At 68.3% G+C, this 20629-nt stretch carries 21 protein-coding genes; 2 read left to right on the top strand and 19 right to left on the bottom strand.

Features of this window, described 5'->3' with window-relative positions; translation table 11 throughout:
* Nucleotide 1 precedes the first annotated feature (1 nt).
* A complete protein-coding gene (locus tag AC07VX_RS20560; protein ID WP_493166212.1) occupies nucleotides 2–1306 on the top strand; it encodes an HD-GYP domain-containing protein in 1305 nt (434 codons plus the stop codon).
* Between the two features lie 45 nt (nucleotides 1307–1351).
* Entirely contained in the window at nucleotides 1352–2173 is an 822-nt protein-coding gene (ppsR, locus tag AC07VX_RS20555; protein ID WP_493166213.1) for a posphoenolpyruvate synthetase regulatory kinase/phosphorylase PpsR, read from the top strand.
* Between the two features lie 149 nt (nucleotides 2174–2322).
* Here the strand turns inward: ppsR and glgA are convergent, their stop codons facing one another.
* From glgA to tsf, 19 genes are all read right to left on the bottom strand, one after another.
* A complete protein-coding gene (glgA, locus tag AC07VX_RS20550) occupies nucleotides 2323–3780 on the bottom strand; it encodes a glycogen synthase GlgA (RefSeq protein WP_493166214.1) in 1458 nt (485 codons plus the stop codon).
* A complete protein-coding gene (gene glgC / locus AC07VX_RS20545; RefSeq protein WP_493166215.1) occupies nucleotides 3780–5039 on the bottom strand; it encodes a glucose-1-phosphate adenylyltransferase in 1260 nt (419 codons plus the stop codon). Before glgC ends, glgA begins: the two co-directional genes overlap by 1 nt.
* A gap of 68 nt (nucleotides 5040–5107) precedes the next feature.
* A complete protein-coding gene (locus tag AC07VX_RS20540) occupies nucleotides 5108–6286 on the bottom strand; it encodes a DUF2325 domain-containing protein (RefSeq protein ID WP_493166216.1) in 1179 nt (392 codons plus the stop codon).
* A 59-nt stretch (nucleotides 6287–6345) separates the two neighbouring features.
* Nucleotides 6346–6474 (bottom strand): hemin uptake protein HemP, encoded by a 129-nt coding sequence (gene hemP / locus AC07VX_RS20535; RefSeq protein ID WP_493166217.1) that lies wholly within the window; start codon nucleotides 6472–6474, stop codon nucleotides 6346–6348.
* A 106-nt stretch (nucleotides 6475–6580) separates the two neighbouring features.
* Nucleotides 6581–7357, bottom strand: a complete 777-nt coding sequence (locus tag AC07VX_RS20530; RefSeq protein WP_493166218.1) for a TrmH family RNA methyltransferase — start codon at nucleotides 7355–7357, stop codon at nucleotides 6581–6583.
* Complete coding sequence (gene rnhB, locus AC07VX_RS20525; protein ID WP_493166219.1) at nucleotides 7354–7971, bottom strand: ribonuclease HII; 618 nt, start codon at nucleotides 7969–7971, stop codon at nucleotides 7354–7356. Before rnhB ends, AC07VX_RS20530 begins: the two co-directional genes overlap by 4 nt.
* Complete coding sequence (lpxB, locus tag AC07VX_RS20520; protein ID WP_493166220.1) at nucleotides 7943–9076, bottom strand: lipid-A-disaccharide synthase; 1134 nt, start codon at nucleotides 9074–9076, stop codon at nucleotides 7943–7945. The genes rnhB and lpxB overlap by 29 nt, the downstream gene beginning before the upstream one ends.
* 3 nt (nucleotides 9077–9079) lie before the next feature.
* Nucleotides 9080–9868, bottom strand: coding sequence for an acyl-ACP--UDP-N-acetylglucosamine O-acyltransferase (gene lpxA / locus AC07VX_RS20515; protein ID WP_493166221.1), 789 nt, complete (start codon nucleotides 9866–9868; stop codon nucleotides 9080–9082).
* 11 nt (nucleotides 9869–9879) lie between these two features.
* A complete protein-coding gene (gene fabZ, locus AC07VX_RS20510; protein ID WP_493166222.1) occupies nucleotides 9880–10341 on the bottom strand; it encodes a 3-hydroxyacyl-ACP dehydratase FabZ in 462 nt (153 codons plus the stop codon).
* Nucleotides 10338–11366 (bottom strand): UDP-3-O-(3-hydroxymyristoyl)glucosamine N-acyltransferase, encoded by a 1029-nt coding sequence (gene lpxD, locus AC07VX_RS20505; RefSeq protein ID WP_493166223.1) that lies wholly within the window; start codon nucleotides 11364–11366, stop codon nucleotides 10338–10340. The genes fabZ and lpxD overlap by 4 nt, the downstream gene beginning before the upstream one ends.
* Nucleotides 11367–11379: 13 nt before the next feature.
* The gene (locus AC07VX_RS20500) at nucleotides 11380–11889 is read right to left on the bottom strand and encodes an OmpH/Skp family outer membrane protein (RefSeq protein ID WP_493166224.1); all 510 of its coding nucleotides are present in this window, start codon (nucleotides 11887–11889) and stop codon (nucleotides 11380–11382) included.
* A complete protein-coding gene (gene bamA, locus AC07VX_RS20495) occupies nucleotides 11889–14207 on the bottom strand; it encodes an outer membrane protein assembly factor BamA (protein ID WP_493166225.1) in 2319 nt (772 codons plus the stop codon). Before bamA ends, AC07VX_RS20500 begins: the two co-directional genes overlap by 1 nt.
* Before the next feature lie 15 nt (nucleotides 14208–14222).
* Entirely contained in the window at nucleotides 14223–15584 is a 1362-nt protein-coding gene (gene rseP, locus AC07VX_RS20490; protein WP_493166226.1) for an RIP metalloprotease RseP, read from the bottom strand.
* Nucleotides 15581–16747 (bottom strand): 1-deoxy-D-xylulose-5-phosphate reductoisomerase, encoded by a 1167-nt coding sequence (ispC, locus tag AC07VX_RS20485; RefSeq protein WP_493166227.1) that lies wholly within the window; start codon nucleotides 16745–16747, stop codon nucleotides 15581–15583. Before ispC ends, rseP begins: the two co-directional genes overlap by 4 nt.
* Nucleotides 16744–17580 (bottom strand): phosphatidate cytidylyltransferase, encoded by an 837-nt coding sequence (locus AC07VX_RS20480; RefSeq protein WP_493166228.1) that lies wholly within the window; start codon nucleotides 17578–17580, stop codon nucleotides 16744–16746. The genes ispC and AC07VX_RS20480 overlap by 4 nt, the downstream gene beginning before the upstream one ends.
* Nucleotides 17581–17590: 10 nt before the next feature.
* A complete protein-coding gene (uppS, locus tag AC07VX_RS20475) occupies nucleotides 17591–18310 on the bottom strand; it encodes a polyprenyl diphosphate synthase (RefSeq protein ID WP_493166362.1) in 720 nt (239 codons plus the stop codon).
* An 11-nt stretch (nucleotides 18311–18321) separates the two neighbouring features.
* A complete protein-coding gene (gene frr / locus AC07VX_RS20470; protein ID WP_493166229.1) occupies nucleotides 18322–18882 on the bottom strand; it encodes a ribosome recycling factor in 561 nt (186 codons plus the stop codon).
* 20 nt (nucleotides 18883–18902) lie between these two features.
* A complete protein-coding gene (gene pyrH / locus AC07VX_RS20465; protein ID WP_493166230.1) occupies nucleotides 18903–19613 on the bottom strand; it encodes a UMP kinase in 711 nt (236 codons plus the stop codon).
* Nucleotides 19614–19705: 92 nt separating this feature from the next.
* Nucleotides 19706–20599, bottom strand: a complete 894-nt coding sequence (tsf, locus tag AC07VX_RS20460; protein ID WP_493166231.1) for a translation elongation factor Ts — start codon at nucleotides 20597–20599, stop codon at nucleotides 19706–19708.
* Between the last annotated feature and the right edge of the window lie 30 nt (nucleotides 20600–20629).

The following is a 20629-nucleotide window of genomic DNA, read 5'->3' as shown; positions in this document are numbered from 1 at the left end:
CGTGAGTAGCGACGAAGCCAGCCCCGAGGAAGTCAACCCGCATTACCTGGACCATGTCATCCATGTGTCCGAGTCGCGGCCCGTGGAGGCAAGCGAGGACATCGTCAGCCAGAACGGCATCAAGCTGCTGGCCAAGGGTTCCCAGATCAATGACAAGGTGCGGGAGCGCCTGTTGATGCACAAGCTGCAGAAGCCGCTGGAGGACTGCATCCATGTCAAGGAAGGCGTCATGCCGGAGAGCTTCGGCCCCATCGGCAAGGCCCTGCTCGAACAGCATCCCCTGCTCAGGGTTCTCTGCGCCCACGATCTCTATCCCAGCGCGCCGACGACGCTGGCCACCCTGAAGCTCAGCAACCCGGTGCAGTCCCTGCTGACCGTCTATGCCGAGTACCAGAGCGACCGCCTCAAGCACACCGCCGGCGTCGCCATGCTGGCCCTGGCCCTGGCCCGGCGCATGTTGCCCGGCGAGAGCGAGCGCCACCGCATGCTGGCGCTGGCCGGGCTGCTTCACGATGTGGGCGAGCTCTACATCGATCCGGCCTACATGCGCCCCGGCACGCCGCTCGGCCCGCCGGAATGGCGGCATGTGGCCTCCCATCCCGTCGTCGGCGAGCGCGTGCTGCGCAACATGCCGGGCGCCGGCAAGGACGTGGCCAGCGCCGTGCTTCACCACCACGAGAGGCTGGACGGCTTCGGCTATCCACGCGGCGTGCAGGGCACGGCATTGCCGGTGAACGGCCAGATCCTGGGCGCCGCCGAATGGCTGATGGCCCTCATCGAGACCAGCATGACGCCGATGACGCGCGCCAGCGTGGCCACCAAGCTCATCCCCGGGGAATTCAGCCGCGAGCTCACCGAGGCCATCACGGCCGCCGCCCTGGCCGACACGTCGCCGGCAGCCGTCGTCGTCGACCCCATGCCGCTGGAGTCCGCCATTCCGCGCGTCGTCGGCATCGCCTCGACCCTGGAGCGCTTCCGCGAGATCCGGCCCTGGATAGACTCACGCATCGCCACGGCACGGCCCGGCCTGCGCGCCGTTCTGGAGGCCGGCCTGAACCGGCTGCTGCGCATCCAGACGGCGTTCTCCAGCACCGGCCTGGACACCCATGACCCCGACGCCCTCGTCGCCGGCCTTGCCGAGCAGCGCGATGCGGAACTGCAGGTCGAGCTGATGACGGTCGTCGGCGAGCTGGAATGGCGGCTGCGCGAGCTGGAGCGGGAGTCCCTGCTGCGCGCCGGCCTGCTGCCGCCCGAGGAAAGCGCCGTCATGCGCGAGCTCATCGCGAGGCTCAAGGGCGAGGGCTGAATCCGCTGGCTATCATGCCCGCGCCCTTGCTTGACCGGAGCCGCCATGACCGACAGAACCGTCTACTTCATCTCTGACGGTACCGGCATCACCGCCGAAACCTTCGGCAATTCCATCCTGGCTCAGTTCGAGATCAAGCCCCGCCACGTGCGCCGGCCGTTCATCGACACGGCCGACAAGGCGCATGCCGTCGTGCAGGAGATCAACGAGGTCGCCATGCGCGAGGGACGCCGCCCGATCGTTTTCGCGACGCTGGTGGACCGCGACGTGCTCAAGATCGTGCGCGAGCACTGCCAGGGCCGGGTCATGGACATGTTCGGCACCTTCATCGAGCCGCTGGAAGACGAGTTCGGCATCAAGAGCAACCACCGCGTGGGCCGCTTCTCCGACGTTGCCCAGAGCCAGGAGTACCACGACCGCATCGAGGCCATCAACTTCTCGCTGGCCCACGACGACGGCCAATCGTCCAGGAACCTCGACACGGCCGACGTGATCCTGGTGGGCGTGAGCCGCTGCGGCAAGACGCCCACCTCGCTGTATCTCGCGATGCAGCACGGCATCAAGGCCGCCAACTACCCGCTGATCCCCGAGGACTTCGAGCGCCGCAAGCTGCCCGCGCCGCTGCTGCCGCACAAGCGCAAGTGCTTCGGGCTGACGATCGACCCCGAACGGCTGTCCTCCATCCGCAACGAGCGCCGCCCCGGCAGCAAGTACGCCGACGTGCTGAACTGCCGCTACGAGGTCAACGAGGCCGAGGGCATGATGAAGCGCGACGGCATCTCCTGGCTGTCGTCCACGCACAAGAGCATCGAAGAGATCGCGACGACCATCCTGCGCGACATCCGGCCGGATCGGCTGATGTACTGACGCCGGCCCACGCGCTCGCGCTCGTCCTCACCGCCGCTCGCCTCCAAGCCCTCCGGAACCTCGCCGCCAAAAAGTAGGGCGGCGGTCAGCAATTCGTCCTCAGCCGCGCCCTGGGCGTGACGGTGCTGATCGGTGCCGGCGTCATCGGCCTAGCGCTGTAGCAGGCCCGCGTAGATCTCGACATAGCGCCGCGCCGCGGCATCCCAGCCGAAATGCCGGCGCATCGCCGCGGACCGTACGCGAGCCCAGTACTCCTGCCGGCTCCACAACGCGAAGGCGCGGCGCAGCGCGCGGCGGTAGGCCTCGGCCGTGAAGGCGTTGAAGACGAAGCCCGTGGCGGCGCCAGCAGCGAGGTCTTCCAGCGTCGTATCGACGACGGTATCGGCCAGTCCGCCGACACGGTGCACCAGCGGTAGCGCGCCATAGCTCAGGCCGTAGAGCTGCGTCAGGCCGCAGGGCTCGAAGCGGCTGGGCACGAGGACCACATCGCTGCCGGCGACGATGCGGTGGGCCAGGCCCTCGTCCATGCCGGTACGGCGAGCGACTTGGCCGGGATGCCTGGCGGCGGCATCGGCAAAAGCGGCCTCCAGGCGCGCATCACCGCTGCCCAGCACGACGAGCTGGCCGCCGGCATCGGTCAGGTCGCTCAAAGCCTCCAGCACCAGCGGCAGGCCCTTCTGCTCGGTCAGGCGGCTGACGATGCCGAAGAGGGGCGCCTCCGCCTTCACGTCCAGGCCACATTCGCGCTGCAGCGCGGCCTTGCAGGCTGCCTTGCCCTCGGGGCGCTCGACGCTGTAGGCCTGGGCGACGCTGCGATCGTGGGCGGGCGACCAGACGGCGTAGTCCACTCCGTTCAGGATGCCGTGCAGGTCTTGCGCGCGATGCCGCAGCAGGCCGTCCAGGCCGCAGCCCTGCTCGGGCGTCTGGATCTCGTGCGCGTAGCTGGGGCTGACCGTCGTGATGGCGTCGGCGAAGTGCAGGCCGGCCTTCATGAAACTCACCTGGCCGTAGAACTCCAGACCTTCGACGGCGTAGTGGGCTGGCGGCAGGCCGAGGTCGCAGAACTGCTCGGCCGGGAACAGGCCCTGGTAGGCCAGGTTGTGCACGGTGAAGACCGTCCTGGCTTCGGTGCGGCGCCGCGAGCGGCTGGCGGCGATGTGGGCGCAGGCCAGGCCCGCGTGCCAGTCGTGGGCATGCGCGATCTGCGGTCGCCAGGAAGGGTCCACGCCTTCGGCCAGGCGGGCCGCGGCCAGGCCCAGCAGCGCGAAGCGGCGGTGGTTGTCGGCGTAGGCCACGCCGGCCGCGTCGCCATAGGGGTTGCCGGGGCGGTCGAAGAGGCCCGGCGCATCCAGCACGTAGACGGGCATGTCGAAGCCGGCCAGGCGGCCGCGCAGCAGCGCCGCCCTGCCCTCGCTCCACGGCAGCGCCACGGGGGCAACGGCACATTCCTGGGTCAGCGACTCGCGGATGGCCGGAAAGCCCGGCACCAGCAGCCGCGGCTCGGCGCCTGCCGCTGCCAGCGCCGCGGGCAAAGCGCCCGCCACATCGGCCAAGCCGCCCGTCTTCAGCAGCGGGAACAGCTCCGCGCTGACTTGCAGGACGCGCATCACAGCCGGGCCAGCATCTGCTTGGTGATCAGCACGACGCCGTTCTCCGTGCGCTCGAAGCGCGCGGCATCCAGGGCGGGGTTTTCGCCGACGACGAGGCCGTCGGGAATGTCGCAGCCGCGGTCGATGATGACCTTGGTCAGCCGGCAGTGCCGCCCCACGCTGACGCCCGGCAGCAGCACGCTCTGGTGGATGTTGCAGAAGGAGCGGATGCGCACGTTGTTGAACAGCACCGACTGGACGACGTGCGAGCCCGACACGATGCAGCCGGCGCTGACGATGGTGTTGACCGTCATGCCGTGCATGCCGTTGTGGTCGGGAATGAACTTGGCCGGTGGCAGCTGGCGCTGGTAGGTCCAGATGGGCCAGTCGGTGTCGTAGATGTCGAGCTCGGGGCTGATGGAGGCGAGGTCCAGGTTGGCGGCCCAGAACGCATCCAGGGTGCCGACGTCGCGCCAGTAGGGCGGCGCGCCGTTGGGGTTGTGGATGCAGCTCATGCTGAAGGGATGGGCCACGGCTTGCGTCTCGCCCACGACCTTGGGAATGACGTCCTTGCCGAAGTCATGGCTGGAGTCGGGGTCGGCCAGGTCCTCGGCGAGCAGGCGGTAGAGGTAGTCGGCGTTGAAGATGTAGATGCCCATGCTGGCCAGGCAGGTGCCGTCGCGGCCAGGCATGCAGGGCGGGTCGGCGGGCTTTTCCTTGAAGGCGGTGATGCGGCGCTCGTCGTCCACCGCCATCACGCCGAAGGCGCTGGCCTCGGCCTTGGGCACCTCGATGCAGCCCACCGTGCAGCCCGCGCCGCTGGCGACGTGGTCCACCAGCATGCTGGAGTAGTCCATCTTGTAGATGTGGTCGCCGGCCAGCACGACGATGTAGTCCGCACCCGTACTCTGGATGATGTCCAGGTTCTGGAACACCGCGTCGGCGGTGCCGCGGTACCAGCTCTCCTCGTCCACGCGCTGCTGCGCCGGCATCAGGTCCACGGTCTCGTTCAGCTCGGCGCGCAGAAAGCTCCAGCCGCGCTGGATGTGGCGCAGCAGTGAATGGCTCTTGTACTGCGTGACGACGCCGATGCGGCGGATGCCGCTGTTGACGCAGTTGCTGAGCGCGAAGTCGATGATGCGGAATTTGCCGCCGAAATAGACGGCCGGCTTGGCGCGCGAATCGGTCAGTTGCTTCAGCCGCGAGCCCCGGCCACCGGCCAGGACAAGGGCGATGGCGCGGCGCGCGAGCTGATGGGGCGAGGCGACGGGGGGCATGGCGGTCTCCGGCTGCAAACGCTTGCAGCGTACGCCAGCGAGTTCGCCGTCCTGCTGCGGGCTTCCCCTCAGACTTCCGCGCTTGTCCCTTCGTCGGCGGCGGCCTTGGCCAGCGCACGTTCGAAGGCGCTGCGGCTGGGCGTCTCGACGAAGACGCAGCGCTTGTGATGCCGCTTGCAGTGGTCCTTCACGCGCCAGTAGGCATCGTGGCTGATGCAGCCGGTCTGGCAGATGACGAGGTCCGCCGCGGCCAGCTGCGGCTCCAGCTGGGCCGGCTTGTGTTCCTCGCCGCCATCGTGGTGCAGGAACAGTGCGCCGCAGCCCTCCACGGCCTGGCGGTACTGGGGCACGCTGCCGCCCCGCCCGCCCACGCAGAGGACGACGCGGTGCTCCAGCTTCGCCGGCTCGGCCGGCACCGGCTCCTCGGGGAGCGGGTGTGCCGCAGCATCCACCACCCGGGGCGAGGGCGACGCAAGCCGGTTGAGCTCGCGCTGCAAGGCCTGGTTGCGTTCGAGCTGCATCGCCAGGCGCGCGTGCAGAGCCTCGCGCTCCGGCAGGTCGGGCCGCTCGGCCTGCCAATGCAGCAACTGCTCCCGGGCCTGGGCCAGCCGGGTCTGCAGGCCGATCTGCGTGGCGCGCAGGTGCATGCGTTCCTGCTCCCAGGTCTGCTGCTCGCGGGCACGCTCCTGGCTCCAGGCCGTCAAGCGCTGCTGCACCTCGGCGTAGTCGCGCAGCAGGGCCTGGTGCTCCTGGGCCAGCTCGCGGTGGCGAGCCAGGTCCACGCGCTGCGCGGCGCCGAACTGGTGCTGCAGCATGTGCACCTGGCCCAGCACCCGCATCTCCAGCCACTCGTCGCAGCGCGCATGCGTCAGCGTGGCCCACAGCGCGCCGGCGATCTCGCCCTGGGCCGCGCGGCCGCGCCACCAGGCCATCAGGCTGTCGCGGCATTTCGCCTTGGCGGCAGCGCGCAGATCCAGCGCAAAGCGCTGCTCCAGGTCTTTCTGCAGCGCCTCGGCCACGGCGTTGCGGCGCGCGGCGGCGGTGACGAGGCTGCAGTGCAGCGCGTAGTCGTCCTCGTCGCCCTGCAGCACCAGCAGCTTTTTCGCGAGCTGGCGCACGCGCTCCAGCGGCAGGCAGACGCCGATGACGGGGCAATGGGCATGGCTGCCCAACTCCCAGAGGCGGCGGCGGCGCGAGCCCGTGGCGAAAGGGAGCGCGGCATGCGCGGCGCAGCAGAGCTCGGCCATTCTTGGGTCTCCAGGGGGAGGCGCGGGCGGGCGATGGCTGGCTGGCGCGGTGGACGGGGTTACTTGGTCAGGATCAGCTTGCCCAGCGCCGTGACGCGCAGGCGGTAGACCTGCTGCTGATGAACGATGAAGACCTCGCCGCGGGGGGCGAGCAGGGTCGCGCTGTCGATGTGGCGGGGCTGGGCCATTACCGGATCGGGCGGCCGGGGCAAAGGGGGCGGGGCAGGCATGATTGCACTTTAATGAGAATCATTCTCAATTGCAAGCCACAAACCTCCCTGGCCGCGCGGGCACTCAGACCTTCTGACGCTCGCTCTCGTACAGGCAGATGGCGGCCGCGGCGGCGACGTTGAGCGACTCCTCGCCGCCCGGCTGCGGGATGCCCACGGCCAGCGCGCAGCGCGCCATCAGCTCGGGCGACACGCCCTGCCCTTCGTGGCCCATGACCCAGGCGCAGGGGGACGGCAGCGCAACGCGATGCAGCACATGCTCGGTGTGCGAACTGGTGGCGATCAGCGGCACCGCCAGCGCGGCGAGGTCGGCCGCGGCCAGGCCTTCGACGAGGCGCAGCCCGAAGTGCGCGCCCTGCCCTGCCCGCACGACCTTGGGCGACCACAGTGCCGCCGTGCCCTTCAGCGCCAGCACCTGGCGCACGCCGAAGGCCGCAGCGCTGCGCAGGATGGCGCCGACGTTGCCGGCGTCCTGCAGCCGGTCCAGCACGACGCTGGCGGCATGGCTGTCGATGGCGGGCGCCGTGGGCAGCGTCAGCTCCGCACCGATCTGGGCCGGCGACTCCAGGCCGCTGAGGCCCTTGAACAAAGCCGTGGGCACGACCAGCGCCCGGGTGGCCGACTCGGCCAGCTCGCGCAAGACCGCGTCCTGCATCGCAGCCTCGGTGATGACGACCAGACCCAGCGGCCAGCCTCGCTGGCGCGCCGCGCGCAACAGGTGGTCGCCCTCTATCCAGACGCTGCCGGTCTTGCGGTAGCCGCCCGGGTCGGCAGCAAGCTTACGCAGCCGCACCAGGGCCGGGTTGTCGCGCGAGGTGACGGGCAGGATCTGGGCGTTCATCGCAGGTTCTCTTTCACCGGCGCGAAGCTGCGGCGGTGCCAGGGGCTGGCACCGTGTTCCTTCAGCGCCGCGAGGTGCTCGGGTGTGCCATAGCCCTTGTGCGTGGCAAAGCCGTATTCCGGGTGGCTGGCATGCATCTGCTCGCAGAACAGGTCGCGGGCGACCTTGGCGAGGATGCTGGCGGCCGAGATTGCCTGCACGGTGGCGTCGCCCTTCACGATGGCCTCGGCGGCCATCGGCAGCACGGGTAGGCGGTTGCCGTCGACGCGCACCAGCACGGGCTTGAGCCGCAGGCCGTTCACCGCGCGCTGCATGGCCAGCATGGTGGCCTGCAGGATGTTGATCTCGTCGATCTCCTCGGTCGTCGCGTGCGCGATGCAGAAGCACAGCGCCTTGGCGCGGATCTCGTCGTAGAGTCGCGCCCGTTTGGCCGCGGTGAGGACCTTGGAGTCAGCTAGGCCGGCGATGGGCTGGAGGTCGTCGAGGATGACGGCGGCCGCGAACACGGGCCCGGCGAGCGGCCCCCGCCCGGCCTCGTCCACGCCGGCGACGAGGCCGGGTGGCGTCCAGTCCAGGCTGGCCTGCTCAGGCACCGATGAGGCTCGCGATCGCATCGCTGGCGCGCTGCGCGGTGTCTTGCCGCAGCAGCTCGTGGAGTTGAACGAAACGCGCGTGCAAGGCCTCGCGGCGCGGTGCGTCGGCCAGCAGCGCCTCGGCCTCGCGGGCCAGAGCCTCGGGCGTGCAGGCGTCCTGGATCAGCTCGGGCACCAGAAACTCGCACGCCAGGATGTTGGGCAGGCCCACCCAGGGCTGCAGGCCCCTGCCCTTCATACGCCACCAGTTCAGCGCGTTCATGCGGTAGGCGATGACCATGGGGCGCTTGAACAGCGCCGCTTCCAGCGTGGCCGTACCGCTGGCCACCAGCGTCAGGTCGCAGGCGGCCAGCACCGTGTGGGACTGGCCGTCGACGAGCTGGATGTCAGCACCGGCCACGTCCTTGAGCAAAGGCTCGACAAGGCCGCGCAGGCCCGGCACGACAGGCATCACGAAGCGCCGACCAGGCCGGGCCAGCAGCCTGGCCGCGCCGATCAGCGCCGGGGCGATGTACTTGATCTCGCTCTTGCGGCTGCCGGGCAACAGCGCGATGACAGTGTCGCCCTCGGGCAGCTTGAGCGCCTCCCGAGCGGCGGCGCGTGGCGCCTCCATCGGGATGGCATCGGCCAGCGGATGGCCGACGTAGGTCGCGCCGATGCCGGCCTTGTGCAGGATCTCGGGCTCGAAGGGGAAGAGGCAGAGCACGTGATCGGCCGCGGCCTTGATCTTCACGACCCGCTCGGGCCGCCAGGCCCAGATCGACGGGCAGACGAAATGGACCGTCTTGATGCCCGCCTCGCGCAGCCGCGTCTCCAGGCCGAAGTTGAAGTCGGGCGCGTCGACGCCGATGAAGACGTCGGGCTTGTTCGCGATGAGTCGCGTGCCAAGCTGCTTGCGAATGGCCAGCAGCTCGCGGATGTTCAGCAGCGCATCGACGTAACCGAAGATGGACAGCTTGCTGTGCGGCCACCAGGTCTCGAAGCCCTGGGCCAGCATCTTCGGGCCGCCGATGCCTTGCGAGGTCAACGCAGGCCAGCGCGCCCGCAGGCCTTGCAGCAGCAGGCCGGCCAGCAGATCACCGCTGGCCTCGCCGGCCACCATGCCGAGGCGGGGCGCGGTCTGCATCGGCTATCGCACGATGCCGCGGGTGGAAGCGGCGAGGAAGGCGAGCATGTTGTCGATGTCGCCGTCGGCGGCGGCGCCCTCGGAGCCCTTCAGCGCCCCGATGGCCGCCTTGGCCTCGTCCAGCGTGTGGCCGCTGCGGTAGAGCAGCTTGTAGATCTGGCGGATGACGCCGATGCGCTCGGCGCTGAAGTCGCGGCGCTTCAGGCCGACGACATTGACGGCGCGCGCCGCCAGCGGGTTGCCGTCCACGGTCATGAAGGGCGGCACGTCCTGGGCCACGTGGGCCTGGAAGCCGATCATCGCGTGATCGCCGATGCGCATGCGCTGCAGGATGCCGGTCAGGCCGCCGATGGTGACGTGGTCGCCCACCTGCACATGGCCCGCCAGCGTGGCGTTGTTGGCCAGCACGCACTCGTTGCCGATGACGACGTCATGCGCCAGATGGCAGTAGGCCATGATCCAGTTGTCATCGCCCAGCGTCGTCTCGCCACGGTCCTGGACCGTGCCGACATTCAGCGTGCAGAACTCGCGGATGGTGTTGCGGTCGCCGATGACCAGGGTCGTCGGCTCTCCGGCGTACTTCTTGTCCTGGTTGGCCGCGCCGATGGAGCTGAACTGGAAAAAGGTGTTGTCGCGGCCGATGGTGGTGTGGCCTTCGATGACGACATGCGGGCCGACCTTCGTGCCCGCCGCGATCCTCACGTGCGGGCCGATCAGCGAGTAGGCGCCGACCTCGACGGAGCTGTCCAGCTCGGCGGCCGGATCGACGATGGCGGTGGGGTGGATGGCCATCGCGCCCACCCTCAAGCCTCGATGCGGCGCATGGTGCACATCAGCTCGGCTTCCGCCGCAACCTGATCGCCCACCAACGCCTTGGCGGAGAACTTGTAGATGCCGGCCTTGGAGCGGCCCAGCGTCACTTCCAGCACGAGCTGGTCACCCGGCTCCACCGGGCGCTTGAAGCGCGCGCCGTCGATGCCGGCGAAATACACCACCGAGTTCTCGTCCAACACCATGTCCATGCTGCGCAGGGCCAGCAGCGTGGCGGCCTGGGCCATGGCTTCGAGGATCAGCACACCGGGCATCACCGGGCGGTGCGGAAAGTGGCCGAGGAAGAAGGGCTCGTTGATGGACACGTTCTTGATCGCCCGGATGCGCTCGCCCTTGACGAGCTCCACCACCCGGTCCACGAGCAGGATGGGGTAGCGGTGCGGCAGCCGCGTCAGGATTTCGTGGATGTCCATCGTGATCGTGTCGGTCGTCATTTCTTTTCAAGCGCGCGGACACGCTCTCTCAGGGTGTGGAGCTGGCGCAGCGTCGCCGCGTTCTTCTGCCAGCTTGAATTTTCTTCGAAGGGGTGCGGGCCGCTGTAGACGCCGGGCTCGCTGATGCTGCGCGTGATGGTGGTGGCGGCCGAGATGTGCACGCCGTCCACCAAGATCAGGTGGCCGATGATGTTGGCCGCGCCGCCGATGGTGCAGTTCGCACCGATGCGGGTCGAGCCAGCCACCGCCGAACAGCCGGCCATCGCCGTGTTGCGACCGATGTGCACGTTGTGGGCGATCTGGATCAGGTTGTCGAGCTTGACCCCGTCCTCGATGACGGTGTCGGCCAGGGCGCCGCGGTCGATGCAGGTGTTGGCGCCGATCTCGACGTCGTCACCGATCGTGACGTTGCCGAGCTGCTCGATCTTCACGTAGCCGCTCTTGCTCGGCGCCAGGCCGAAGCCGTCAGCGCCGATGACGACGCCGCTGTGCACCAGGCCACGCGCGCCGATGCGGCAGCCATAGCCCAGCACGACACGCGGCGCGAGACGGGTGCCCTCGCCGACCTGTGCATCGCGCTCGACGACGCAGTGGGCGCCGATGCGGGCGCGGTCGCCAATGACCGCACCGGCCTCGATGACGGCCAGCGGGCCGATCTCGACGCCCTGCCCCAGCCTGGCCTCGGGCGACACGATGGCGCTCGGGTGCACGCCGACGCTCGGTGCCGGGCGCGTGCGCGCCGCCCACCACTGCGTCAGGCGGGCGAAGTAGAGGTAGGGGTCGGGCGTGACGATGGCCGCGCCGCGCGCTGCCGCCGCTTCGGCATATGCCGGCGAGACGATGACGCAGGCCGCCCGCGTCGTGCCGAGCTGGGCCTGGTAGCGCGGATTGGCCAGGAAGCTGATGCTGCCGGCGTCGGCCTCATCCAGCGGCGCGATACGGCCGATGCCGATATCGGACCCACCAAGCAAATCGCCGCCCAAGGCGGCGATCAGCTCGGCGAGCGCGACGGTCGTCGAGCTCATAGCGACGTGCGATTTACTTCTGCGCGTTCAGCGCGTCGATCACCTTCTTGGTGATGTCCACGCGGGCGCTGAAGTGGATCGCGTCCTGCAGGATGAGGTCGTACTTCTCGGCGTCGAAGATCTGCTTGATGACCTTGTTGGCCTTCTCGACCACGGACGACAGCTCTTCGTTCTTGCGCTGGGTCAGGTCTTCCTGCCACTCGCGGCGCTTGCGCTGCAGGTCGCGCTCCTGCTCGACGACGTCGCGCTGGCGGCGATTGCGCTCGTTCTCGGACAGCGTCGGGGCGTCCTTCTCCAGCTTCTCGGCGGCGCCGCGCAGCTTGGTTTCCAGATCGCGCAGATCCTTCTCACGCTTGCCGAACTCAGCCTCCAGCTTGGCCTGTGCGGTCTTGGCCAGGTTGGCCTCACGCAGCACGCGCTCGCTGTTGACGTAGCCGATCTTCAGTTCCTGGGCTTGCACGGCCGAAGTGGCCACAACCATCGAAGCGGCCAGGGCCACCGATTGCAAGAGCTTGCTCATCATCAGAATGCAGTCCCGATCTGGAATTGGAATTTCTCGATTCTATCCGTGCGTTGTTTGCGGATAGGTTTGCCATAACTCAGGCGCAGCGGCCCCATCGGCGAGATCCAGGACAGACCCAGACCGGCCGACACGCGGATGGTGTCGAAGCTGACCTTCTCCGCGAGGCCCGTGCCCCAAACGTTGCCGGCGTCCATGAAGCCGAAGATGCGGAAGCTCTTGTCGTTGCCGCTGCCAGGCACCGGCAGATAGAGCTCGGCGTTGGTGTTGAAGCGCTTGCTGCCGCCGCTGTAGGAGCCGGTCACGTCCACCGGGCCCAGCGAGCCGGCCTCGAAGACACGCACCGAGCCCAGGCCGCCGCCATAGAAGTTCTTGAAGATCGGGTAGGGCTTGCCGCCCAGACCCACGCCCCAGCCGAGTTCGCTGTTGATGCCCAGCGTGATCTTGTTGGTGATCTCGAAATACTGCTGGTACTGCAGATTCAAGCGCGCGTACTGGGCGTCGCCGATGGCGCTGGCCTCGACGTTGACGCGCTGGTAGCGGCCCTTCATAGGCGAGATCACGCTGTCGCGGCTGTCGCGCTGCCAGCCGATGGTCAGCGGCACGGAGTTGCTGCGCTGACCGAACTGGTTGGCGAACAGGAAGTAGCTGTTGGGCAGTCCCTTGGACGTCGTGATGTTGGTCTGCTCGTAGCCGATACCGAAGAAGACGGTGTCGAGCTCCGAGAAGGGCACGCCGAAGCGGATCGCACCGCCCTTGGTGACGTACTGGTACTCCTCGCCCAGCGTGTTGATCGGGCGGGTGGTGCGGTAGAACACGTCGAGCGAGCGCGACACGCCGTCCACAGTGAAGTACGGGTCCACCGTGCTGACCTGCAGCTGGCGGCCGGTGCGGGCCGTCGCCACGTCGATGCCGAGGTAGTTGCCCGAGCCGAACACGTTGTCCTGGCGGATGGAGCCGGTGAAGGACAGCTTGGTCTGGCTGGAGTAGCCGGCACCGACCGTGATGGCGCCGGTGGGGCGCTCGACAACGGTCAGGATGACGTCGACCTGGTCTTGGGCGCCCGGCACCTCCTGGGTGTCGATGCTGACTTCCTTGTCCTTGAAGTAGCCCAGGCGCTCGACGCGGTCGCGCGAAGCCTTGATCTTCTGGCCGTCGTACCAGGCCGCCTCGAACTGGCGGAACTCGCGGCGGATGACTTCGTCGCGGGTGCGAGAGTTGCCGGAGATGATGACCTTGCGCACGTAAACACGGCGCTGCGGTTCGGCGGCGAAGGTGACGACGACCTGGCCGGTGGCGCGGTCGATGTCGGGCTTGCTGTCGACGCGCGCGAAGGCATAGCCGTAGGTGCCAAACAGGTCGCTGAAGGCGCGCGTCGTCGTGGCCACCGCCTCGCCCTGGTAGGCCTCGCCGGGCTTGAGGTAGACGAGGTGCTTGAAGTCCTCCTCGCGGCCCAGGTAGTCACCTTCGAGCTTGATGCCGGTGACCGTGTAGGGCTGGCCTTCGCTGATCGTGACGGCGATGCTGATGCTCTGCTTGTCCGGCGAGATCGTCACCTGCGTGGAGGTGACGGCGAACTCCAGATAGCCACGGTTCAGGTAGTAGCTGCGGATGGTTTCCAGGTCCGCATTCAGCTTGGCGCGCGAGTAGCGGTCGGTCTTGGTGTACCAGGTCAGCCAGCCGGTGGTCGTCTGCTCCAGCAGGCCCAGCAGCGTGCTCTCCGAGAACACCTTGGTGCCCAGGATGCGGATCTCGGCGATCTTGGCCGGCTCGCCCTCGGTCACGTTGAAGCTGACGTTGACGCGGTTGCGCTCGATCGGGGTGATGGTCGTCGTGACCTCGGCACCGTAGAGGCTGCGCGTCAGGTACTGGCGCTTGAGCTCCTGCTCGGCACGGTCGGCCAGGGCCTTGTCGAAGGGCTTGCCTTCGCCGATGCCGACGTCCTTCAGCGACTTGGTCAGGGCTTCGGTATCGAACTCCTTCAGGCCGACGAAGTTGACGTTGGCGATGATGGGTCGCTCGTCGATGATGACGACGACGGCAGTGCCCTCGATGCTGATGCGCACGTCCTTGAACAGGCCGGTCGCGAACAGGGCGCGCAGGGCGGCGGCACCTTTTTCATCGTTGTAGGTGTCGCCGATGCGGAAGGGCAGCGACGCGAACACGGTGCCCGGGTCGGTGCGCTGCAGGCCCTCGACGCGAATGTCCTTGAGCACGAAGGGATCGACGGCCCAGGCTGCGCCCGACTGGAAGATCCCCGCGAGAGCCAACGCCAGGAGTGAGGGGCGACGCTTCGCTCCCGAACTGAAAGAAAAGGACATGGGAACCGGGGAGTGTCAGTGCCAGCCCGCGAAACGGGCGACGTCGTTGGAAAGGGCCAAGGCCATCATCAGCATCAGGATCAGCGCACCAGCGCGCTGCAGTTGCCGTTGCCACCATTCGGAGACGGGGCGGCCACTCAGACCCTCGAAAAGATGATACATGAGGTGCCCGCCGTCGAGCATCGGCAGCGGCAGCAGGTTCAGCACGGCCAGGCTCAGTGAAATCTTCGCCAGGAAGTCCAGATACGGGGCCAGTCCGGCCTGGGCGGACTGGCCCGCGTAGTCGGCGATGGTCAACGGCCCGCTGAGGTTCTTTACCGAAGCTTCACCAATCAGCATGCGGCCGAGCAGCCGCACGGTCGTGGTGGCCATGTCCCAGCTCTGCTCGGCGCCTCGCCACAGGCCATCGATCAGGCCGTAGCTGACGAAGACGCGCTCGGGCGGCGAGCCGACACCAATCTCCAGCCGGGCCACGCGCTGGCCGCCCTCGTCGACCAGGCGTGGCGTTGCGGTCAGCTCGACCACCTGGCCACCCCGCTCGACGCGCAAGGCCATCGCTCGCGGCTGGTCGCCGTCGCGGGCGCGGCGGATGGCATCGCGCAGGAAGCCCGCATCCGGCACTACCTGGCCATCGATGGCCAGCACGCGGTCGCCAGCCACCAAGCCGGCCGCGGCACCCGCGCCACCGGCAGCCACCTGACGGATCAGCGGCTCGGCCAGCGGCGCCAGACCGATGTCATTGAACAGCCGCGCATCGGGAGCCCGGCCGGCCAGGCGCTCGGTCTCCAGCCGGACGCTGCGCGACCCATGCCCCTGGACGTCGGTGACCGACAGGTGCACTGGCTCGCCCAGGGCCTGGGCGCGCGCGACTGCGGACTGCAGCGCAGGCAGGGCTTCGAGGTCCTGCCACTGCTGGCCATCGACAGAGGTGGCGCGCACCCAGTCACCGGCATGCAGGCCCGCACGTTCGGCCAGGGAGCCGGCGGGCGGTGTGCCGAGCACGGCCTTGGGTACTTCGCTGCCCATCCAGGCGACGGCGGCGAACAGCAGCACCGCCAGCACCCAGTTGGCGAAGGGACCCGCCGCGACGATGGCAGCGCGCTGGCGCAGGGGGCGCTGGTTGAAGGCCTGCTCGCGCTCGTTTGGCGCCACCGGGCCGTCGCGCTCGTCCAGCATGCGCACGTAGCCGCCCAGCGGCAGTGCACTCAGCGTGAACTCGGTGCCGTCGCGCCCGACACGCCGCCACAGCACGCGGCCGAAGCCGATGGAGAAGCGCAGTACCTTGACGCCGCAGGCCCGCGCAACGCGGTAGTGGCCCCATTCATGGACCGCGATCAGCAGGGCCAGCGCGGCCAGGAAGGCGAGGACGGTCGTCACAGCAGTTGTCGTGCATGGGCGCGAGCCCGGGCATCGAGATCCAGCAGCGCCTCGATGCTGGCGCAGTCGCCCGGCTGAACGTCGGCCAGACACTGGGCGTTGACTGCGTGGATGCGATCGAAACGCAGGCGCCCGTTCAGGAAGGCGTCGACGGCGATCTCGTTGGCCGCATTCAGCACCGTCGTGCTGCCCTCCGGAGCACGCAGCGCCTGCCAGGACAGGTGCAGGCCGGGGAAGCGCTGCGCGTCGGCCTCCTCGAACGTCAGGCTGGGCGTGCCCAGCAGGTCGAGCCGGCTTGCGCCCGAGGTGATGCGCTCGGGGAAGGACAGGCCGTAGGCGATGGGGACCCGCATGTCGGGCGTGCCGAGCTGGGCCAGCACGGACTGGTCACGGCAGACCACCATCGAGTGGATGATGCTCTGCGGGTGGATCAGCACCTTGATCTGCCCGGGCGCGAGGTTGAACAGCCAGCGCGCCTCGATGACCTCCAGCGCCTTGTTCATCATCGTGGCCGAGTCCACCGAGATCTTGCGGCCCATGACCCAGTTGGGGTGGGCACAGGCCTGGTCGGGCGTCACATCGGCCAGCGTCCTGGGGTCGCGGCTGCGGAAGGGGCCGCCGGAGGCCGTCAGCACGATGTGGTCGATGCGCTCGTGCCAGGTGGCACGGTCCTCGGGCAGGCACTGGAAGATGGCCGAGTGCTCGCTGTCGATGGGCAGCAGCGTCGCCCCGCCCTCTTCCACCGCATGCATGAACAGGGCGCCACCGACGACGATGGCCTCCTTGTTGGCCAGCAGCAGACGCTTGCCGGCACGGGCCGCGGCGATGGCCGGCGCCAGACCTGCGGCGCCGACGATGGCCGCCATGACGGTATCGACGTCCGGGTGGGCGGCAATGTCGGCCAGGGCCTGGGCGCCGTCCAGCACCTCGGTCGCGCTGCCCGCTTCACGCAGGCGCTCGCGCAGGCGCGCGGCGGCGTCGCGCTCGGGCATGACGGCAAAGCGCGGCTTCCAGCTCAGGCACTGGGCCAGCAGTTCATCGACACGGCTCATCGCGCTCAACGCGAAGACTTCGTAGCGCTCAGGGTGACGCGCGATGACGTCCAGCGTGTTGACGCCGATGGAGCCGGTCGAGCCCAGCACGCAGACGCGTTGGCGATTCATAGGGAGATCAGCGCGAGCGCCAGCGGGAAGACCGGCAGCAGCGCGTCGATGCGGTCCAGCACGCCGCCATGGCCGGGCAGCAGGCCGCTGCTGTCCTTGGCGCCGGCGGCCCGCTTGACGAGGGATTCGAACAGGTCACCGACGACGCTCATCGCGCCCAGGAAAACCAGGGCCAGCAGCGACACCCAGCCATGGCTCTGCACCAGCAGGGTATAGAGACTGGGCGAGTCCACAGCCAGCTTAACGTCGATGACGTGGACCCACACGAAGCCCAGCAGGATGACACCGGCCAGCCCGCCCCAGACGCCCTCCCAGCTCTTGCCCGGGCTGATGGCCGGTGCGAGCTTGCGCCTGCCGAAGGCCCGGCCGCAGAAGTAGGCGGCGATGTCGGCCATCCACACGAGGCAGAACACCGACAGGATGAAGTTGATGCCATGCACCTTGGCCTGCACGATAGCCAGCCAGGCGCCCCACAGCAGCAGAGCACCCATCGCAAGGCGGCCACCGCGTGCGATCTTCGGCCAGCCCGCCGGGCCCGCGCGCAGCGCGTAGGCGCCACCCAGCACCCACACAAGGCTGGACAGGGACCAGACCCAGGCCGGCGGTGCGTTCAGGCCGCCGATCAACAGCGTCCAGACGCAGGCCAGGGCCAGGGCCACGCCGGCGGCAATGGCGCCCATGCCGGGCAGGCCGTTGAGCCGCGCCCATTCCCAGCCGGCGGCACCCATCATGACGACGGTCACCCAGGCAAAGGGCCAGGGCGAGGCCTGGAAGAGCACTGGCAGCAGGATGGCCAGCAGCACGACCGCAGTGATGACGCGCGTTCTCAGCATGGCCAGCCTTTCAGGCAGCGGGAGTTTCTTTGACGCCGCCGAAGCGGCGGTCGCGCTCGTGGAAGGCCGCGATGGCCGCGTCCAGTTCTCGCTCGCCGAACTCGGGCCACAGGCAGTCCGAGAACACGAATTCGGTATACGCCGCCTGCCAGAGCAGGAAGTTGCTGATGCGAACCTCGCCACCCGTGCGGATGAAAAGGTCCGGATCGGGCGCATAGCTCATGGCCATGAACTCCGACAGCTTGGCCTCGGTCAGCTCCGCGGCCGGCACGCCAGCCTCGATGGCCTTCTTGCAGGCCTGCACGATGTCCCAGCGGCCACCGTAGTTGAAGGCGACGTTCAGCGTCAGCTTGGTGTTGTGCAGCGTGCTGCTCTCGGCCTCGTTCCAGGCATTGCGCAGCTTGTCCGACACGGCATCGCGATCGCCGACGATGCGGATGCGCACGCCCATGGCGCCCATCTTGGCCAGGTAGCGGCTGACAGCCGCCAGCACCAGGCCCATCAATCCGGAGACCTCGTCACTGGGCCGCTTCCAGTTCTCGCTGGAGAAGGCAAAGACGGTCAGGTGCTCAATGTCGCGGGCTATGCAGGCCTGAACAATCTTGACGAGGCTGTCCACGCCGGCCTTGTGGCCGAAGAAGCGCGGCAGGAAGCGCTTCTTGGCCCAGCGGCCGTTGCCATCCATGACGATGGCGACATGGCGCGGCGGCGCCAGGCGGTCTTGCGCCATGAGGACGGCGCTCAAACCGCGAGGATCTCGGCTTCCTTGGCCGAGATCACCTTGTCGATCTCGTTGATCACGCGGTCGGTGAGCTTCTGCACCTCGTCGAGGCTGCGGCGCTCGTCGTCCTCGCCGATTTCCTTGTCCTTCAGCAGCTTCTTGGCGTGCTCGTTGGCATCACGGCGCAGGTTGCGCACGGCGATCTTGGCGTCCTCGCCGGCGTTGCGCACGACCTTGGTCAGGTCGCGGCGGCGCTCCTCGGTCAGCGGCGGCATCGGCACGCGGATCAGGTCGCCCTGCGAGGCCGGGTTCAGGCCCAGGTCGCTTTCGCGGATGGCTTTCTCGATCTTGGCGCCCATGCCCTTTTCCCAGGGCTGGACGGAGATGGTGCGCGCGTCCAGCAGGGTCACGTTGGCCACCTGCGAGATCGGCACCATGGAGCCGTAGTAGTCGACGCTGACCTGATCGAGGATGCCCGGGTGGGCGCGACCGGTGCGGATCTTCTGCAGCTCGCCCTTCAGGGCCTCGACGGACTTGGCCATCTTGGCCTCGGCGTTCTTCTTGATGTCGGCAGTGCTCATGATCTGTCTCTCTTGCTCACTTAAACGTGGACGAGCGTGCCCTCGTCCTCGCCCTGCACCACGCGCTTCAGGGCGCCGGGCTTGAAGATGCTGAAGACCTTGATCGGCAGCTTCTGGTCACGGCACAGCGCGAAGGCGGCGCCGTCCATCACCTGCAGATTGCGGCTGATGGCCTCGTCGAAGGTGATGGCCGAGTAGCGCTTGGCCTCGGGGTCCTTCTTGGGGTCGGCCGTGTAGACGCCGTCAACCTTGGTAGCCTTCAGCACGATCTCGGCACCGATCTCGGCACCGCGCAGCGCGGCGGCCGTGTCGGTCGTGAAGAAGGGGTTGCCGGTGCCGGCGGCGAACACGACGACCTTGCCCTCTTCGAGGTATTGCAGCGCCTTGGGGCGCACATAGGGCTCGACGACCTGCTCGATGGCGATGGCGGACATCACGCGCGCCGTCATGCCTTCCTGGCGCATGGTGTCGGCCAGGGCCAGCGAGTTCATCACCGTAGCCAGCATGCCCATGTAGTCGGCGGTGGCACGGTCCATGCCGACCGAACCGCCGGCCACGCCGCGGAAGATGTTGCCGCCACCGATGACGACCGCGACTTCCACGCCCATCTGCGTGATCTCGCGGACTTCCTGCACCATGCGCACGATGGTCGCGCGGTTGATGCCGTAGGCGTCGTCGCCCATCAGGGCTTCACCGGAGAGTTTGAGCAGGATGCGCTTGTACGCGGGCATGGTGTCCTCGGGGTTTTAAGGCCTGTCGGGGCCGGAAGTTTAAAGGGCGCCAACTTGGCGCCCCTTCATTTCGTTCGATTTCGCAAGCGTCTTTACTGACCCTTGGCGGCCGCCACCTGGGCAGCCACTTCAGCCGCGAAGTCGTCGACCTTCTTCTCGATGCCTTCACCGACGACGTAGAGCGTGAAGCCCTTGACGGTCGTGTTGGCAGCCTTCAGGTGGGCGCCCACGGTCTGCTTGCCGTCGGCGGCCTTCACGAAGACCTGGTCCAGCAGCGAGACTTCCTTCAGGAACTTCTGCACCGAGCCTTCGACCATCTTGGCGACGATGTCGGCCGGCTTGCCGGACTCGGCTGCCTTCTCGGTGGCGATCTTGCGCTCCTTCTCGACCAGCTCGGCCGGCACGTCGGAGCTGGACAGCGCGGCGGGCTTCATGGCGGCGATGTGCATGGCCACGTCCTTGGCGGCCACGTCGTCACCTTCGAACTCGACGACCACGCCGATGCGGGTGCCGTGCAGGTAGGTGGCCAGCTTGCTGCCGGTGTAGCGCTGGAAGCGGCGGATCGTCATGTTCTCGCCGATCTTGCCGATCAGGCCCTTGCGCACGTCTTCCACCGTCGGGCCGAAGCCTTCCTGCGACAGGGGCAAGGCCGACAGCGCGGCCACGTCGGCCGGGTTGTGCTCGGCCACCAGGCCGGCCAGCGCGCCGACGAAGGCCAGGAATGCGTCGTTCTTGGAGACGAAGTCGGTCTCGCAGTTGACTTCGATCAGCGCGCCGTTGCCGCCGACCACGGCCGAGGCGACGATGCCTTCGGCGGTGATGCGCGAGGCGGCCTTGCCGGCCTTGTTGCCCAGCTTGACGCGCAGGATCTCTTCAGCGCGGCCCAGGTCGCCGTCGGCCTCGGTCAGCGCCTTCTTGCACTCCATCATCGGGGCGTCGGTGCGGGCACGCAGTTCGCCCACCATGCTTGCAGTGATTGCAGCCATTTCTCTCTCCAGATTTCGGTTGGCAAAAGG

It is taken from the genome of Roseateles sp. GW821-FHT03B02 (assembly GCF_059421025.1).
This window is presented reverse-complemented; position numbering and strand designations above follow the sequence as displayed.